Origin of the sequence: Marinobacterium profundum, from assembly GCF_001528745.1 — a bacterium.
In the GTDB taxonomy this organism is placed as follows: Bacteria; Pseudomonadota; Gammaproteobacteria; order Pseudomonadales; family Balneatricaceae; genus Marinobacterium_A; species Marinobacterium_A profundum.
Genome location: NZ_BCNS01000096.1, coordinates 32,909 through 49,569 on the forward strand (window position 1 = coordinate 32,909; position 16,661 = coordinate 49,569).

Here is a 16,661-nt window from a genome sequence, read left to right on the forward strand (position 1 = left end):
CCCGCACCGTTCAGTCCGCGATCCACAGCGACTTGATATTGCAGAACTCGCGAATGCCGTAACTCGCCAGCTCACGCCCAAGACCCGACGCCTTGGTGCCGCCGAACGGCATGCGCACATCGCTGGCCACAGGCGCATTGACGAAGCAGGCACCGGCTTCGAGACGCCGGGCAATGGCTTCACCGCGTTCGATATCGGCGGTCCAGATGCTGGCCCCCAGGCCAAAGCGGGTGGCGTTGGCCAGACGAATGGCATCTTCCGCATCCGCCGCCCGCACAATGGATGCTACAGGCCCAAACAGCTCTTCATCGAACGCCATGTTGCCGGGCTTCACCTTGTCCAGCACCGAGGGCTGATAGAACCAGCCGGGGCCATCCTGCACAGCGCCACCGGTGAGCAGCTGGGCGCCACCGGCAAGGGCCGCATCCACCTGCAGCTGCAATCCGCTGCGCAGATCTTCCCGCGCCATGGGCGCCAGCGTCGTACTCGCCTGCAACGGGTCGCCGGTCTGCAACTGCGCCACACGGGCCAACATGCGCTCGACAAACTCATCGGCTATGGTGGGCGTGAGGATAAAGCGCTTGGCGGCGATGCAGATCTGGCCGGCATTGCCAAAGCGCAGTTTCATGGCGAACTCCACCGCCTTGTCGAGATCGGCATCCTCCAGCACGATAAAGGGATCGGAGCCCCCCAGTTCCAGTACCACTTTTTTCAGATTCTGCCCCGCCATGGCGGCGATCTTGCGCCCGGTAGCTTCGCTGCCAGTAAAGGCGACGCCGTGCACACGGCCATCGGCGATAACCGCGGCGGTCTGCTCGACGGAAATCAGCAGAGTGCTGAACAGACCTTCAGGCGCCTCGGCTTCACGCAGTATGTCTTCGATCAGCAGCGCACAGCGGGACACATTTGGCGCGTGTTTGAGCAGCGCGGTATTGCCGGCCATCAGCGTTGGCGCCAGGAAACGGAACACTTGCCACAAGGGGAAGTTCCACGGCATCACGGCCAAAATGGTGCCCAGCGGCTCGAAGCTCACCAGGGAGCGGCGCGCATGGGTCGGGATCAGTTCATCCTGCAGCATGGCCGCGGCGTGCTCGGCGTAGTGCTCACAGCACTGGGCACACTTGTCTACTTCCCCCAGGGCTTCGGGTAGCAGCTTGCCCATTTCCAGCGAAATAGTCCGCGCCAAAGACTCGCGCTGGGCCCTCAGTACCGCCGCGATCCGGCGCAGCAGTGCGCCCCTCTGGTCGTTGTCAGTGGCACGCCACTCCAGGCTCGCCGCCTGGGCCTTCTCCAGGCGCGCCTCGAGCTGGGCACCGCTGAGCAGGTCAAAGACTTCAATCAGTTCGGCGGTGGCCGGATTGCGGGATTCAAACATCATTTCAAAGCATCCTTGTGTATCAGGTTGAGACGGGCGCTTCGCAAAGCCTTTACCCGCAAAAGCAGCAGCACCGGTACCCGGCACGGCGGCTCAGAATTAACGAAAAAGTCCTACTGTCTCAGGTGCGCTGGTCGCCGTGATACAGGCGCACAACATGCCGGGCTTCGGCGAAAAACAGCCAGCGCTCCACCAGCAACCCCGCCAGCGCTAGCAGCGCCGCCAGCAAGGTAGCCACAGCATGACCCTGCAGCAGCAGCAGAAAGGGCACGACAAAGGCCAGTGCCACCATGGCAAATCTCAGGCGCAGCAACTTGTTGGCCGCCACTGTATAGCCAAACTCATTGGTCAGGAAGGTACCGGCACTGTGGCCTGCATCCAGCAGCCGCACGCTGGCCTGGGTAAAGCCGGTGGCGGTCTTGATGGTGGCACCGGCGGGCTTGCCGATCCAGAACAGGTAGATCAGTTTGGCCACCGCACCCAGGGCAATCAGACCCAGACCTGCGCTGCGCAGCGCCGGCGACAGGCCATCCTGCAGCAACGCCTGCAGCGTGGCCAGGCAGAGCGCACCAGACATCAGTCCCATGGACAGATAGTTCAGCGGCGTCAGCGCCGTGCACCACTGACGAATGGTTTTCAGGCTCGCATAGATCATGCTGGTGCAGAACAGCGTGACCATGGCCAGCATCGCCGCCACCACACCGCAGGCGCTGTAAAGGGCGCTCAATTCACTGCCCTGAACGTAGATACCAAACAGATACAGCAGCGCCACCGGATAGAAGAGCACGGCGAACACCGCCTCGCGGGACAGCCAGGAGGTGCGAAAGCGCGCAAAGGAGCGCCAGGCGTTCTTCGGATTCGCCAGGTGCAGCGTGGACGACAGCAGGCCGATGGTGATCATCAGCAGCGCCAGCACACCCCCGGACAGCAGCAGGGTGCTGTCCTGCAGCGCATTCAGCCCCGCCAGCTGTGCCAGTACCATCAGGGCGAACAGGCCATAGCCGGCCCCGGAGGTAACGGTAAAGATCAGTACAGAAAATGCCGGATGCATGGCAACAACTCCAGTCCGGGCCCGCTAGCGGGCCAGTTGCGATATATAGCTAACCGTTAGCGCGTGATGACCTTGTTAACCCACTGCTTCACGGTCGCCCCCAGAGACGGCTTGAACTGGTAGCTTTCAACCACCTTCTTGTTGCGCGGTGGCAGGTAGGTATTCACCGGGTTGTAACCCAGTTCCGGCATCAGCTGCTGACCGCTGCGCTCGCGCGTCAGGCGGCTGACTTCGGAGTTCGGATCATCGAAATCACCGAACACCCGCGAGCTGGTCGGGCAGGTCAGCACGCAGGCGGGCTGGCGTTCAGCTTCCGGCAGTTTTTCATCGTAGATGCGGTCCACACAGAGAGTACATTTCTTCATAGTGCCTTCCTGCGGATCCAGCTCGCGGGCGCCGTACGGGCAAGCCCAGGAGCAGAGGTTGCAGCCCATGCACTTGTCCTGATCCACCAGCACTATGCCGTCTTCCTTGCGCTTATAAGAGGCGCCCGTCGGGCAGACGGTGACGCAGGCAGCGTCTTCGCAGTGCATGCAGGACATCGGCATGTGGACGGTCTTGCTGTTGGGCGTATCCCCCACTTCGTAGGTGCGTACCCGGTTAAGCCAGGTGCCCGACGGATCACGGCCGTATGGGTCCTTATCCGACAGTGGGCCTATGGTGCCGGAGGTATTCCATTGCTTGCATGCAGTCGCGCAGCCATGGCAGCCAACGCAGGTATCGAGATCGACGACGAGTCCGAGTTTCATATTCTTATTCTCCCGTTATTTCTCGCCAGGCGTCAGCGCTATGCTGAGCATCGGACGCTGGAGATTTAGGGTCCTGCAGATCGGGTGATATTCCGAACCAGGCAATAAAGAGGCTACATTTCATGTTGTCCTCTCCTACTTCTCGCCACGCGTCAGAATATCGAGCATCGGACGCTTGAGGTTGACGTTCTTGTGACTGCTGTAGCTGAGCATCTGCGGCGATTCCTTGGCCCCCGGCAGCGGCTCATGGGACGAGAACAGCGGCCAGCTTCCGGTTTCACCTTCTGCCGCCGGCGTGATCTTGACGCGCAAGTCGTACCAGGCGGCCTGCCCCGTAACCGGATCCGAGTTGGTCACTCCGTCTTGCTTGTCGCCCTTCGCGGGCAGCAGTTCAGAAATCAAATGGTTCATCAGGAAGGCATCGGTCGCCTCGTTTGAGTCCTTCGACAGGCCCCAGGCGCCGCCCTTTTTGGCAATGGCGTTCCAGGTCCAGACGGTGTTCTCGTTGCAGCCTTCCATCAGTTTCACCTGGGCCCGGATCTTGCCGTTGTGCGACTCGACCCAGACCCAGGACAGATCCTTGATGCCGGCTTTCTCGCCCGCTACCCGGTTCATAAACAGATAGTTCTGCGACATGATCTGGCGCAGCCAGGCATTCTGACTGTCCCAGCTGTGGTACATAAACATGGGCCGCTGATTCACCGCATGGAACGGATACTCATCACGATCGATACGCTGCTCTTCCAGTGGCATATAGAAGAACGGCAGTGGGTCGAAATATTTGACCAGCCGCTCCCTGTGGTGCTCTTCAGTGGGCATGGGACCGTCGTAAAGGCCCTGGCCCGCCAGGCGGAAAGTCTGAAGTTTTTCCGAATACAGCTCAATCAGGATCTGATCGGTAGAACCCACCCAGCCGGCCTCCTTCGCCAGCTCCATGTAATCGCGGTTGGCGTGGCGCATATAGCGCTGATTCAACCCCAGCTCGAATTCAAAGAAACCCTCATTTTCTTCATAGGCTTCCCACTGGCGCGGATTCGGCTCTCCACGCAGCGACTTGCTGCCATCCACGCCACGGTAGCCCGCCAGGAAACCGATACCGGGTTCCTTCTGGAAGTTGACGATGAAATCCTTGTAGCCTTCGTAGCGACGCTCACCTTCGGGGGTGGTAAAGGCCGGGAACTTCAGTCGGCCCGCCATCTCGATCATCACTTCCTGCCACGACAGCACATCGCGGTCGGGCTGAATCACCGGAATGCGCACCGAGTCGCAGGCGGCATGGGTCTCGGAGATAGGCCGGTCAAGCATCGAAATAGTATCGTAGCGCTCCAGATAGGTGGTATCCGGCAGTATCAGGTCTGAGTAGGCCACCATCTCGGAATGGAAGGCATCGGAGCAGACGATAAAGGGAATTTTGTACTCGCCGTCGTCTTCCTTGGCACAGAGCATATCCAGCGTCTGGGCGGTATTCATGCTGGAATTCCAGGCCATGTTGGCCATGAACAGCATCAGGGTATCGATCTTGTAGGGATCGCCCTTGACCGCGTTGCTGATCACCATATGCATCAGGCCGTGGCAGGAGATGGGCGCGTCCCAGCTGTAGGCCTTGTCGATGCGCAGCGGATTGCCGTCGGCATCGATGACCAGGTCTTCCGGGCAGGTCGGGAAACCCAGCGGTGGTGATTTCAGCGGCGTATTGGGCGCGCACTCCTTCGCAGGCTTGATGCCCGGTGGCACATGCTTGGGAAACGGCGGCTTGGCCAGATGACCACCGGGGCAGTCGATGGTGCCGAGCAGAATCTGCAGCAGATGGATGGCACGGCAGGTTTGGAAGCCATTGGAGTGAGCGGAAATACCGCGCATCGCATGCATCGACACAGGGCGGCCGATGAACTTGTCCTGCTTGCGGCCCGCCCAGTCGGTCCACTCAACATCGATAGTGATGGTTTCCCTGAACGCCACATGGGCCATCTCCAGTGCCAGACGCTCGATGGTCTCGGCATCCACGCCACACTCTTTGGCCGCATTTTCGGGGGCATATTGGTCGTCAAGATACTTGTGCAGCAGAATGCTCATGGCAGTGCGCAGCGGCGTGCCATCCGGCGCCTTGAACTCGCCAAACAGGGCCGGCGCCACATCGGTACGCCTGGCGTCAGCGAAGCTGTCGGTCGTCTGATCCCAGATTTGGATTTCGCCGGCGCTGCGGTAGAACAGTCCATCGCCTTTCACGCCCGGGGTATTCACCACCAGTTGCGGCGAGTTGGTGTAGCGAATAAGGAACTCTTCATCCACCAGCTGGTGCTTGAGCAGCACATGCACCATCGATAGCGCCAGCAAACCATCGGTGCCTGGCCGAATGGAGATCCACTCGTCAGCGATGGCCTGGTAGCCGGTACGTACCGGGTTGATGGAGACAAACTTGGCGCCGCGTTCCTTGAGCTTCTTCAGACCAATCTTGATGGGGTTGGAACTGTGATCTTCCGCCACACCCCACATCATGAAGTACTTGGTGTTGTCCCAGTCCGGATCGCCGAACTCCCAGAAGGCATGGCCCATGGTGTAGAGACCGCCGGCCGCCATATTGACCGAGCAGAAGCCGCCGTGGGCCGCCCAGTTGAGGGTGCCAAACTGGCTCGCCCACATGCCGGTAAGGGCCTGCATCTGATCACGGCCGGTAAAATAAGCGAGTTTTTTTGGATCTGTGGCGCGGATGTGGGAGAGGCGCTTTTCAAGGATATCCAGTGCCCGGGTCCAGGAAATGACTTCAAACTCGCCAGCGCCACGCTCGGTACCGGGTTTGCGCAACATGGGGGCGCTGAGTTTGGCCGGGGAATTCTGCTTCATGATGCCAGAGTTTCCCTTGGCACAGAGCACACCCTTGTTGATCGGGTGGTTGGGGTTGCCCTGAATAAAGCGAACCTGGTTGTCTTCCACCGTTACCTTGATGCCGCAGCGGCAGGCACACATGTAACAGGTGGTGTATTTGGTCTGCTGCTTTTCGTGCGCCTCGAACTCAGGCAATTCAACGGAATCGATCAGCAATTGCGGATCAAGGCTGCAGGGCACATCAGCTTTTACTGAATTCATTATTATTTACCAACCCGATACCGGTGCCGCAACCTGGAGTCTCCGCGATCGAAAAGCAGGCGACCACACCATGATTATCCTTCACAGTGCTGATCAAAAATCGGGCACTGCAGCTAGCAGCCTGTCGGACTTACCACTGATCTACTGCGGAAAAGCCGATTTTGGTCATTTTTCGTCCTCTTTTTCGTTAAATAGAACCACTATTTGCCTCAAAAGAGCTCAAAAACTGCCTCAAAACGGACTTTCCCTCGCTACGATCGGCCAAGTCCGACAGGCTACTAGCAGGCATAACAGCCATGACGCCAACATATAACTTAAAAGAATATGCTGAAGTTAACTGGCTATATAAGCAGTGTAGAAGATTGCGCGACCAGGCGACAAACGCCAACCAGCATGGATTGATGGGGCCAGCCAAGCACTCAGAAAGCTGCAGCCCCAAAAAGCAGCGGCACTGTACCCCTGCGGTCCCAGGATCCATGGCATGACAGACCCCGTTTATCTGGCACTATGGGCTAACCTTGGAAGTCACTAAGCTTGAGCGTAACCGCTGGCTGCTCTGCGATAGGATCCCAGCCGCCGCACCGACACAGGGGCTTTCATGGCACGTGCATTAAAAACCCGACCCAAACAGACACTCTGGACACGGCTGTTCCCGTTTTTACTCTGGGGCCGCCTGCTTAATCGCGAAAGCCTGCGCTGTGATTTTTTTGCCGGCCTTACCAATGCAGTCATAGTGCTGCCCCAGGGCGTGGCCTACGCCCTTATCGCCGGCATGCCGCCCCAGTACGGCCTTTATGCTGCCATAGTACCGGCCATTATTGCGGCGCTCTTTGGCTCGTCCTTCCACTTGATCTCGGGCCCCACAGCGGCACTCTCCATCGTCGTCTTTACCACCATAAGCCCGCTGGCCGAGCCCGGTTCCGCCGCCTTCATTCAACTGGCTCTGACGCTGACCCTCATGGCCGGACTCTTCCAGCTTGGGCTGGCGCTGGCGCGCATGGGCGTACTGGTGAATTTTGTCTCTCATTCGGTGGTCATCGGTTTTACCGCAGGCGCGGCGGTGGTCATCGCCTCCAGCCAGATGAAAAACCTGCTGGGGGTCAGCGTGCAGAGCGATGGCACCTTTATTTCCACCTGGATCGGTCTACTGGAGCGCCTGCCCGATACCAATCTGTATTCCCTGGCTGTGGCCCTGAGCACCCTGTTCAGCTGCCTGATTATCAAGAAGCTGTTACCCAAATGGCCCAACATGCTGCTGGCCATGATTATTGGCAGCCTCCTGGCGGCACTGCTCGGCGCCGCCGAGCACAACATTGCCCTGGTGGGCTCGATCCCTGCGACACTGCCACCCCTGAGTCTGCCGGACTTTTCGCCGGCACTGCTGCACCAGCTGGGCTCGGGAGCGCTTGCCATCGGCCTGCTCGGCCTCGTTGAAGCCGTATCCATAGCCCGTTCGGTGGCCAGTCGCTCGCATCAGACTATCAGCGGTAATCAGGAGTTTATGGGCCAGGCGCTGTCGAATATTGTCGGTTCCTTTTTCTCCTGTTATGCCTCCTCCGGCTCCTTCACCCGCACCGGGGTTAACTACGCCTCTGGAGCGCGTACCCCCCTGGCAGCCGTCTTCGCGGCTATCTCCCTGGCCATCATAGTGTTGCTGCTGTCGGATCTCACCGCCTATGTGCCCATCCCCAGCATGGCGGGCATTCTGCTGGTGGTGTCCTGGAACCTGATCGACTTTCACCATATAGGCGCCATTCTCAAAGCCGGGCGCTCGGAAGCCTCGGTGCTGATCATCACCTTCCTCGCCACCCTGATCATGGCCATGGAGTTCGCCATCTATATCGGCGTCATGTTGTCACTGGTGTTCTACCTCAAGACCACCTCCAAGCCGAAAATCGTCCAGGTGCTGCCGGACCCGACCTCCCCCACGCCCTTCTTCGTCAGCAACGAAGGTCGCGATCTGCCCGAATGCCCGCAGCTGCGCATTATCCGCATCGAAGGTTCGCTGTTTTTCGGCGCGGTGAACTACGTCAAGGAATACCTGCAGGACCTGCCGCAGGATAACCTGCTGATCGTCGGCAACGGCATGAACTTTATCGATATCGCCGGTGCCGAGCTACTGGTGCACGAGGCCCGGCGCCGCCGTGCCGCCGGAAGCACGCTTTATCTGAGCAACCTGAAAGACCGGGTGTCCCATTACCTCGAAAAGAACGGCCATATTGAGGAACTGGGGGCAGAAAATATTTTCATCAGCAAGGGCATCGCCATCGCACGCATCTACGAGCGTCTCGACCGCCCCACCTGCGACAACTGCACTACACGCATTTTCAGTGAGTGCCGCCGCGACAGTCCCCCGGCGCAATAGCCCTGCGCCTGCAGCATTGGCCACATAGGCAGGTACTATCTGGTTCCTCCGTGCCTGCGCGGCCTCCTTTACACTGCTTTTATCCAGCGCCCGCCTGCGGCATCGCAGCGCCGGGGCTTTGCAGTGTTTAACCTGAGGCAGAACTGATGACCGAGACGATGCTCATTGAACAACCCGACACTATGATTTCCGTGCGGGAACGCTTTGGTATCAACTCAGACCTGCGCGTGCCCGCCTTCACCGAGCGTGACGACCATGTGCCGGAAATCGACCCAGCCTACAAATTCAACGAAGACGTGACACTTGCCATCCTTGCGGGCTTTACCCAGGACAGGCGCGTCATGATTCAGGGGCTGCATGGCACCGGTAAATCCACCCATATCGAGCAGGTGGCGGCACGCCTGAACTGGCCCTGCATAAGGGTCAACCTGGACGGTCACATCAGCCGCCTTGATCTGGTAGGCAAAGACACCATCAGCCTGCGCGATGGCAAGCAGGTAACAGAGTTTCAGGAAGGCATAGTTCCCTGGGCACTGCGCCGCCCCGTGGCACTGATTTTTGACGAATTCGACGCCGGCCGACCGGATGTGATGTTCGTAATCCAGCGCATCCTGGAGCGCGATGGCAAGTTCACCCTGCTGGATCAGAACGAAGTTATACATCCGCACCCCTATTTCCGCCTGTTCGCCACCGCCAATACCGTGGGTCTTGGCAATCTCAATGGCCTGTACCATGGCACCCAGGTGCTCAACCAGGCCCAGATCGACCGCTGGAACATTGTCGCCACCCTCAATTACCTGCCCCGCGAAGACGAAATCGCCATCGTACAGGCCCGGGTGCCTTCCTTCGCCACAGCAGAGGGTCACAAACAGGTTGCCGCCATGGTGGCCGTAGCCGAGCTGACCCGCCAGGGCTTTGCCAGCGGCGATGTATCGACCCTGATGTCGCCCCGTACCGTTATTTCCTGGGCCGAAAACAACGATATTTTCCATGACCTGGCCCGCTCGTTCCGGCTGTCGTTCCTGAACAAGTGCGATGAAGCCGAGCGGCCGATTGTCGCCGAGTACTTCCAGCGCTGCTTCAATCAGGAACTGACGGAATCCTATCTGCTGCACGCATCCAGCTGAGGTAGCCATGACTCAAAGCGGCTTCAACAAACCGCTCACCGCCTGGGATCCAGAGCAGGCACCGCAGCTCGCGCCCCAGGCTGCGGAGAAGAGCAGCGACGCCCCCAGGCTTGAGCGCAAGCAGCAGCAGATCGAAGAACTGAGCGGCGCCGCCATGCGCGCGGAAACAGGCATCCGCAACCTGCGTTTTCGCGGCCGGCGGCTGGAAATTGACGGCCGCGCTTATCCGGTGCGCGTGCCCCATCTGCTCACCGATCTGGAGCGGGACGACTTTCGCTCCTTTCGCGGCGCCGCCGATGGCATAGCCCTGCGCCTGCGGCACAACGACCGCCGCCTGCATGACAAACTCAAGCCCACCGCGCCCATTGCCCGGCTGATATTCGAAATGCTGGAGCAGCTGCGGGTCGAATCCCTGGTCGAGGACCATCATCCCGGTGTGCACGCCAATCTGACCCACAGGTTCAGTGCCTGGAGCGCGCAATTCCACGCCTCCGGGCAGACCGAAAACCATATCGGCCTTATGCTCTACACCCTCACCCAGATGAGTTGGGCACTGCTCAGCGGCAACCCGGTGAGCGAAGAGTCCGAAATGCTGATCGAAATGCCCCGCGTCTCCCTGGGCCGCCAGATAGGTGCGCACTTTGGCCTGTTGCGCCGCACCCGCCAGGACCAGCAGGCCTTTGCCGAACATGCCCTGGCCATCGCCGCGGTGATTCAGGACATGATAGATGAACTGAATCAGGAAATGGCGCTGAACGAAGAGCGCGATGCCTCCGAAATCAGCGAGAACAGCCACCAGAACTTCAGCCTGCTGCTGGAACTTGAAGGCGATGACGGTGAGCTGGGTGGCCAGTCTGCCGCCGCCAGCGAGCGCGAGCATGCCGACGAGGCCGATAGCTATCGCGTTTTCACCACCCAGTACGATCGTGTGCTGCCTGCGGCCAAGCTGGTGCGGGCCGAACAGCTAACGGACCTGCGCGAGAAGCTGGATACTCGTATCCGCGCCCAGGGGCTGAATGTGCCGCGCCTGGCCCGCAAGCTGGCGCGCATTCTGTCGGCGCCTGAGCGCGACGGCTGGGAGTTCGGCCTGGAGGAAGGTCGCCTCGATGCCCGCCGCCTGTCCCGCCTGGTCACGTCTCCAGGTTACCGACAGCTGTTTCGCCAGGAGCGCCATCAGCCCCACAGCAACTGTCTGGTCAGTTTCCTGATCGACAACTCCGGCTCCATGAAGGCCCATATCGAATCCATCGCCATGCTGGTCGATGTGTTTTCAAGGGCTTTGGAGCAGGCCGGCGCCAGTACTGAGGTACTGGGCTTCACCACCGGACACTGGAACGGTGGCCGGCCCATGAAGCAGTGGCTTGGCCGTGGAAAACCGCCCAACCCCGGCCGTCTGAACGAGTTGAACCATATCGTTTACAAGGATGCGGACACGCCCTGGCGGCGCGCCCGGGCATCCATGGCGGCACTGCTAAAGCCGGATCTGTTTCGCGAAGGCGTCGATGGCGAGGCTCTGCTCTGGACTTTAAGCCGCATGCAGGCAAGGCGCGAGGAAAGGCGCATCATTATAGTGATTTCCGACGGCTGCCCGATGGACAGTGCCACCCTGCACTCCAACAGCGACGACCTGCTGGATGTGCATCTGCGCCAGGTGGTAAGTCAGATTGAAGCCCGCGGCGACATGGAACTCTATGCCCTGGGTGTCGGGCTGGATCTGAGTCCCTACTATCGCCATAACCTGGCGCTGGACATGGAGCATCGGCTCGACAACGCCGTGTTCGAGGAAGTCTTGCAGCTGCTTGCGCGGGGAAGGCGTCGCTGAACAGCGAGCTGATTCAGTAACCGGCCAGCTGCAGCTGCTCCACCAGCTCGGCGCTGTTGCGTACCCGCAGACGTTCATGGATGGCCTGGATATGATTACGTGCCGTGGCAGGCGCTATCCCCAGCGCCCGGGCCACTTCCTTGTGACTGAGCCCCCGCGCCACCTGCAGCGCAGGCGGCCTGATGCTTGCGCTACAAACCCCTCATAAAAGGGCTGGCACCTGCCCTTTTATGGCATGTTTTAATTGCCTCCGTCTCCATCTGAAAAACAGCCTGTACAGGGCTGTTCCCCCCATAGATCCTCTGCTTTAACACTGGTCAATTAGCCGCCTTTTCTCTTGGCCCCAGCCATGCATATGAAGTGGCCCTAAACATTCACACTGGCAAAGTTGAATATAAAACGACCGCCTACCCTTGCAGGGTGAGCGCTCGGGGCGCGGACTGATGCCCTGAACGGAGTTGCCAGATCTCATATCCGGCAGAGCCAACTAGAATAATAACAACCCAGAACTCGTTGATGGACCCAGAATCGGAGCTACAAATGAAATTTCCAAGTAAGGCTACGAAAGTTCTATCCCTGTCACTCTGCCTCGCTGTTTCCGCAGTCGTGAGCACAATGGCCCAGGCCAAAACCTTCAAAGTTGCAGTCGGTGATGCCGCAGGCGGCACCCAGCATGAGCTCGGCAAGAAATTCAATGAAGTACTGATGGAAAAAACCGGCGGCAAGCATGACGCCAAACTGTTCATGAATGGCCAGCTCGGCAGCGAACAGGACACCGTGAACGACGCTGCAATCGGCACCCTGGATTTCTCCATCCTGGCTATTAACAACGTGACCCCCTTCTCCCCCACCGTTGGCGCCCTCACCCTGCCCTACATGATCCAGAGCCTGGACGATGCCATCACCCTGACCCAGGGCCCTGTAGGTGAGCAGCTGGTCGAGAACACCCTGCGAGATGCCGGCGTACGGATTATCGGCTGGGCCTACTCCGGCTTTCGCGTGCTGACCAACTCCAAGCATCCGGTCACCACCCCGGCAGAACTGAAAGACGTTGTAGTTCGCGTGCCCAAAAACGAAATCATGATCGACACTTACAAGGCTTGGGGTATCAACGCCACGCCTATGGCCTGGTCCGAAACCTTCACTGCACTGCAGCAGGGCGTTGTCGATGGCCAGGACAACCCGTACATCACCGTATATGCGATGAAGTTTGATGAAGTACAGAAGTACGTTACCAATCTGCGCTACCTGTTCTCCATTGAACCCCTGATCGTCAGCGAATCAGTGTTCCAGGATCAGTCCGCCGAAGACCAGGCTGCCATTCTGGAAGCTGGCAAGGCTGCCACGGCCCACAGCGCTCAGTTCCTGCGTGATCAGGAAAGCAAAATCAAGGCAGAACTGACCGAGAAAGGCATGGTCATTGCTGATCCGGCCGATAACGAGAAAGAGTGGATCGACCTCGCCACAAGCAAGGTCTGGCCGAAGTATATCGACAGCATCGGCGGCAAGGACGTCCTGAACAACGTGCTGAAATCGCTGGGCCGCGACGAAATCTGATCCCTTGTTAGCGGCCGCCCTTGCGGTGGCCGCGCAATGCATCGGTTTCCACCAGAAGGCTGTCTGGATAGGCGGGTCCAAGCACGTTGACCACCCCTATTCCTGCAGCCTTCTGGTTTTCTATCAGCACGTTAGAATGCATGGCGCTGCTGCCCGTCGGGCAGGTCAGTCCGCATTTCCAGGAGAACTCACTATGGCAAAAGCCACGGTTCTATTCAGGATTCTCGGTAATATCGAGAGTTACATCTGCCGAACTCTCCTCTCCGTCTTCGTCATACTGCTTTTCCTGCAGATCATTTCACGGGAGTTGTTCCAGCATTCCCTTTCATGGACTGAAGAGCTTTCGACTTACATGTTTGTCTGGTTCGTATTCTTTGGCGCCAGTTATGCAGCCAAACTGTCGGCCCACAACCGTGTGACTTTCCAGTTCAAACTCCTGCCTCCCAAGGTCGGGGTCGTCATGGAAGCTATCTCCGACCTTATCTGGGTCTGCTTCAACTGCTATTTCGTGTACCTGAGCTACGACTTTGTTTTCCACAAGATGAACCTGTTCTGGAAATCTCAGACGCTCGGCGTACCCATGAAATATATTTACCTGATTCTGCCTATCGCATTTTCCCTTATGACTATTCGCATTCTGCAGGTTAATTATTACAAGCTGATCAAAGGCATTGATATTCGAGATCCCGAGTCACTCGAAGTCGAAAAGCTGATGGACTCAGACAAACAGAATAGCAAGTCCGTCTAGGTCAGGAGTTTGTAATGGTTGAATCATCCATCGTATTAATTCTGTTTGGCAGCTTCATCGGCCTGCTGCTGATGGGCGCACCTATTACCGTCGCCCTGGGCGTATCGGCCCTGGTGTCATTTCTTTATCTGGACGAGAACCCAATCAAGTTTGTTCAGATTGCCTTTACCTCCGTAGGCTCTTTCCCGCTCATGGCACTGCCTGCCTTTATTCTCGCTGGCGCCCTGATGGAAGCCGCCGGTATTTCGCGCCGCCTGGTGCATCTGGCGGAAAGCTTTGCTGGCCCCGTGACCGGTGGTATTTCAGCCGCTGCTGTACTGGCGTGCATGTTCTTTGGTGCCATCTCCGGTTCCGGCCCCGCAACCACCGCAGCGGTAGGGATGCTGATGATTCCGGCCATGATCAAGCGCGGTTACGACAAAGGCTATGCATCGGCGATTACGGCATCGGCCGGTAGCCTGGGGATTATTATTCCGCCGTCGATTCCCATGGTGATCTTCGGTATTTCAGCGATCGGCATGGTCGCGCCACCTGAGGCCATCGCCAAGTTTGGCGAGTTTCAGACAGTATCAATTCCCAAGCTCTTTATTGCAGGCTTTGCACCGGGGCTGATTATCGCTACTACCTTGCTGATCATGAACTACGTGAGCTGCAAAAAACGCGGTTACCATGGTACCAGTGATGGCTGGTCATTCAACCAAATCACCAAGGCATTCAAAGAGGGTTTCTGGTCGATACTGGCGCCTCTGGTTATTCTGGGGGGGATCTATACCGGCTTCTTTACCCCGACTGAATCCGCCATTGTCGCCATTTTCTATACCCTGTTCGTGGGCGTGTTCATTCACAAGGAGCTCAAGCTCGAAAGCATTTTCCATTCTCTGGAAACCACCACCTGGCTGAGCGGACGCGTGCTGCTGATTCTGTTCACCGCCACTGTATTTGGCCGCCTGCTGGTTGAAAACCAGATTCCCGCCATCGTGGCCGAGTCCATGCTCAGTGTTACCGATAATCTGTATCTGATCTGGACCATGATCATCGCCTTCCTGCTATTTGTCGGCATGTTCATGGAAACCCTGGCCGCCATCATGATACTGACGCCGGTACTACTGCCCATCGCCTACAGCCTGGGAATAGACCCGGTTCACTTCGGTATTGTCGTGGTCTGCAGTCTGGGAATCGGCTTTCAGACGCCGCCGCTGGGTGAAAACCTGTTTATTGCCTCCGGCATCTCCGGCACCTCGATCGAAGAGATTTCCCTGCGGGCTCTGCCCTTTGCGTTTGCATCCATTGTTGGCGTATTCATCATCGCCTTCTTCCCGGATCTGACGCTCTTCCTGCCAAGGCTGCTGGGATATTAGTTATCAGGACAAAGCTCGCGCCATAACGGGCGCGGGCCCCTTATGCGGCATATTGAAGAATCTGAGGTAAATACCATGCTGCCAGAATTCAAAAAAATACTTTATTGTACCGACCTGTCGAAGAACGCCTCCTTTGCATTCAAGTACGCGGTTTATCTCGCCAAATCCACCGGCGCCGATATTCACGTGCTTCATGTGATTGAAAAGCTGTCGGACGATGCCCACTTCGCGCTTCAAACCTACGTGCTCAATGACAAGAGCCGGGATGACTTTTTGCATCACCGCATCCAGCACGCCCGCGAGCGGCTGAATGAACGCCAGGATTATTTCTGGGATGTGCTGGCGCCAGAGGAGAAGGCATTTCGCTCAAAAATAGTCTCCGTCGACATTGTTGAAAACACTCCGGCGGAAAACATTCTCAAGAAGTCGCGGGAACTGCAGTGCGACCTCATCGTAATCGGTGCCCATGAGAAAGGCCGCATCATGCATACCTTCCTCGGCAGTGTAGCCAAAAGCGTACTGCGTCATTCCAAAATTCCCACCCTGGTCGTGCCACTACCGGACAAGGAAGAAGCAGCCAAGGAAAAGGCCGCCGCCAGAAAGCGTTCCTGATAGTCAGAAGCTCAATTCTCCCCGGGGCTTACAGCTCCGGGGGTACCCTTTTACCCGCAACTCCCTTCTCAATATCTATTCTCGATATCCCTCAGTAACAACCCTCCTTAATCGCCTTCGACAATCACAGCTTTGAACCCGGAGGTGCAACAACGACGCTTATTTGAAACGTCCGTAACACCTGGGCGAGTCAGAGATAGTGTCCGCCGAAAAAGTAAGTCGACACTATTGGGCGGTCACCGCACCTGGCTCAAGATGAATTCACCGACGGTTGGCGGTTACTGACGACCTACCCCCTAGACAGAGCGCCGCGGCGGATAAAACGCGGATGGGATTAGTTAAATAACCGCTTGGCGCCCCCACGGGACCCGCGCTGCGGGCACATAGACCATTGCGGTCATACCGGATCAAGACAAAGCCACCACCACTGTGACGCGGATATCATGCGACGAGCGCCATCGCTTCGTGATGGTTGTCGGAATTCGCAAGCTCATTCCAACCTACCATAATTATTACGCTTTAATATCCTGTTGCAGGATCTGAAAAGCGGAACAATACTCAACCTGGGCGCCGCGGCGGATAAAGAGCGGATGGGATCAGGTGCTACGATGGAGACTTCTCCGTAGGAACTGCGCCCTCGCAGTGAATGCGTTCGGCCGGCACCGCGCTAAACGGATGGTATGCTTGGCGATGGCCCGTCCCGCAGGCAAGTATGCTGCGGTCGTCAAACCGGGTCAAAGCTGCGCTTCGACAAGTCCCGTTTTGACCCTACTATCACATGGCAGGGCGGCCGCGAGCGGCGCTGTCTACCGT

13 protein-coding genes are annotated in these 16,661 nt (G+C 58.0%); 7 read left to right on the forward strand and 6 right to left on the reverse strand.

Translation table 11 applies throughout. The features are described 5' to 3' along the window. Positions 1–10 precede the first annotated feature (10 nt). From MPRO_RS07970 to MPRO_RS07985, 4 genes are all read right to left on the reverse strand, one after another. Positions 11–1,378, reverse strand: a complete 1,368-nt coding sequence (locus MPRO_RS07970; protein WP_067290040.1) for an NAD-dependent succinate-semialdehyde dehydrogenase — start codon at positions 1,376–1,378, stop codon at positions 11–13. Positions 1,379–1,496: 118 nt separating this feature from the next. Further along, the gene (locus MPRO_RS07975; protein WP_067290043.1) at positions 1,497–2,426 is read right to left on the reverse strand and encodes a dimethyl sulfoxide reductase anchor subunit family protein; all 930 of its coding nucleotides are present in this window, start codon (positions 2,424–2,426) and stop codon (positions 1,497–1,499) included. Between the two features lie 56 nt (positions 2,427–2,482). Continuing rightward, positions 2,483–3,175 carry a 4Fe-4S dicluster domain-containing protein gene (locus MPRO_RS07980; RefSeq protein ID WP_067290048.1) on the reverse strand — a complete coding sequence of 231 codons (693 nt, stop codon included), beginning with the start codon at positions 3,173–3,175 and terminating at the stop codon, positions 2,483–2,485. A gap of 135 nt (positions 3,176–3,310) precedes the next feature. Further along, positions 3,311–6,259 carry a molybdopterin oxidoreductase family protein gene (locus MPRO_RS07985; RefSeq protein ID WP_082708559.1) on the reverse strand — a complete coding sequence of 983 codons (2,949 nt, stop codon included), beginning with the start codon at positions 6,257–6,259 and terminating at the stop codon, positions 3,311–3,313. Between the two features lie 598 nt (positions 6,260–6,857). Here MPRO_RS07985 and MPRO_RS07990 point away from each other — a divergent pair. The 3 genes from MPRO_RS07990 (at position 6,858) to MPRO_RS08000 (ending at position 11,573) form a co-directional block, all read left to right on the forward strand. Next, a complete protein-coding gene (locus MPRO_RS07990) occupies positions 6,858–8,624 on the forward strand; it encodes a SulP family inorganic anion transporter (RefSeq protein ID WP_067290051.1) in 1,767 nt (588 codons plus the stop codon). Between the two features lie 146 nt (positions 8,625–8,770). After that, positions 8,771–9,751 carry an AAA family ATPase gene (locus MPRO_RS07995; RefSeq protein WP_067290054.1) on the forward strand — a complete coding sequence of 327 codons (981 nt, stop codon included), beginning with the start codon at positions 8,771–8,773 and terminating at the stop codon, positions 9,749–9,751. Positions 9,752–9,758: 7 nt separating this feature from the next. After that, positions 9,759–11,573 (forward strand): cobaltochelatase CobT-related protein, encoded by a 1,815-nt coding sequence (locus MPRO_RS08000; RefSeq protein ID WP_082708561.1) that lies wholly within the window; start codon positions 9,759–9,761, stop codon positions 11,571–11,573. A gap of 13 nt (positions 11,574–11,586) precedes the next feature. Here the strand turns inward: MPRO_RS08000 and MPRO_RS25045 are convergent, their stop codons facing one another. After that, positions 11,587–11,736: a LuxR C-terminal-related transcriptional regulator gene (locus tag MPRO_RS25045; protein ID WP_158651774.1), complete on the reverse strand. Its 150-nt coding sequence runs from the start codon at positions 11,734–11,736 to the stop codon at positions 11,587–11,589. 377 nt (positions 11,737–12,113) lie between these two features. Here MPRO_RS25045 and MPRO_RS08005 point away from each other — a divergent pair, with 377 nt between their 5' ends. Beyond that, complete coding sequence (locus MPRO_RS08005; RefSeq protein ID WP_067290058.1) at positions 12,114–13,130, forward strand: TRAP transporter substrate-binding protein; 1,017 nt, start codon at positions 12,114–12,116, stop codon at positions 13,128–13,130. A 7-nt stretch (positions 13,131–13,137) separates the two neighbouring features. Here MPRO_RS08005 and MPRO_RS26485 read toward each other — a convergent pair whose 3' ends face one another. Beyond that, positions 13,138–13,272, reverse strand: coding sequence for a hypothetical protein (locus tag MPRO_RS26485; RefSeq protein WP_281177154.1), 135 nt, complete (start codon positions 13,270–13,272; stop codon positions 13,138–13,140). 51 nt (positions 13,273–13,323) lie between these two features. Here MPRO_RS26485 and MPRO_RS08010 point away from each other — a divergent pair, with 51 nt between their 5' ends. The 3 genes from MPRO_RS08010 (at position 13,324) to MPRO_RS08020 (ending at position 15,848) form a co-directional block, all read left to right on the forward strand. Further along, the gene (locus MPRO_RS08010) at positions 13,324–13,878 is read left to right on the forward strand and encodes a TRAP transporter small permease (protein ID WP_067290062.1); all 555 of its coding nucleotides are present in this window, start codon (positions 13,324–13,326) and stop codon (positions 13,876–13,878) included. 14 nt (positions 13,879–13,892) lie between these two features. Continuing rightward, a complete protein-coding gene (locus MPRO_RS08015) occupies positions 13,893–15,236 on the forward strand; it encodes a TRAP transporter large permease (protein ID WP_067290065.1) in 1,344 nt (447 codons plus the stop codon). Positions 15,237–15,311: 75 nt separating this feature from the next. Continuing rightward, positions 15,312–15,848: a universal stress protein gene (locus tag MPRO_RS08020; RefSeq protein WP_067290079.1), complete on the forward strand. Its 537-nt coding sequence runs from the start codon at positions 15,312–15,314 to the stop codon at positions 15,846–15,848. Positions 15,849–16,661 lie beyond the last annotated feature (813 nt).

Bases quoted from the DNA above. Each gene is read 5' to 3' on its own strand.
- MPRO_RS07970 (WP_067290040.1), bottom strand. From the start codon at position 1,378: ATGATGTTTGAATCCCGCAATCCGGCCACCGCCGAACTGATTGAAGTC.
- MPRO_RS07975 (WP_067290043.1), bottom strand. From the start codon at position 2,426: ATGCATCCGGCATTTTCTGTACTGATCTTTACCGTTACCTCCGGGGCC.
- MPRO_RS07980 (WP_067290048.1), bottom strand. From the start codon at position 3,175: ATGAAACTCGGACTCGTCGTCGATCTCGATACCTGCGTTGGCTGCCAT.
- MPRO_RS07985 (WP_082708559.1), bottom strand. From the start codon at position 6,259: ATGAATTCAGTAAAAGCTGATGTGCCCTGCAGCCTTGATCCGCAATTG.
- MPRO_RS07990 (WP_067290051.1), top strand. From the start codon at position 6,858: ATGGCACGTGCATTAAAAACCCGACCCAAACAGACACTCTGGACACGG.
- MPRO_RS07995 (WP_067290054.1), top strand. From the start codon at position 8,771: ATGACCGAGACGATGCTCATTGAACAACCCGACACTATGATTTCCGTG.
- MPRO_RS08000 (WP_082708561.1), top strand. From the start codon at position 9,759: ATGACTCAAAGCGGCTTCAACAAACCGCTCACCGCCTGGGATCCAGAG.
- MPRO_RS08005 (WP_067290058.1), top strand. From the start codon at position 12,114: ATGAAATTTCCAAGTAAGGCTACGAAAGTTCTATCCCTGTCACTCTGC.
- MPRO_RS26485 (WP_281177154.1), bottom strand. From the start codon at position 13,272: ATGCATTCTAACGTGCTGATAGAAAACCAGAAGGCTGCAGGAATAGGG.
- MPRO_RS08010 (WP_067290062.1), top strand. From the start codon at position 13,324: ATGGCAAAAGCCACGGTTCTATTCAGGATTCTCGGTAATATCGAGAGT.
- MPRO_RS08015 (WP_067290065.1), top strand. From the start codon at position 13,893: ATGGTTGAATCATCCATCGTATTAATTCTGTTTGGCAGCTTCATCGGC.
- MPRO_RS08020 (WP_067290079.1), top strand. From the start codon at position 15,312: ATGCTGCCAGAATTCAAAAAAATACTTTATTGTACCGACCTGTCGAAG.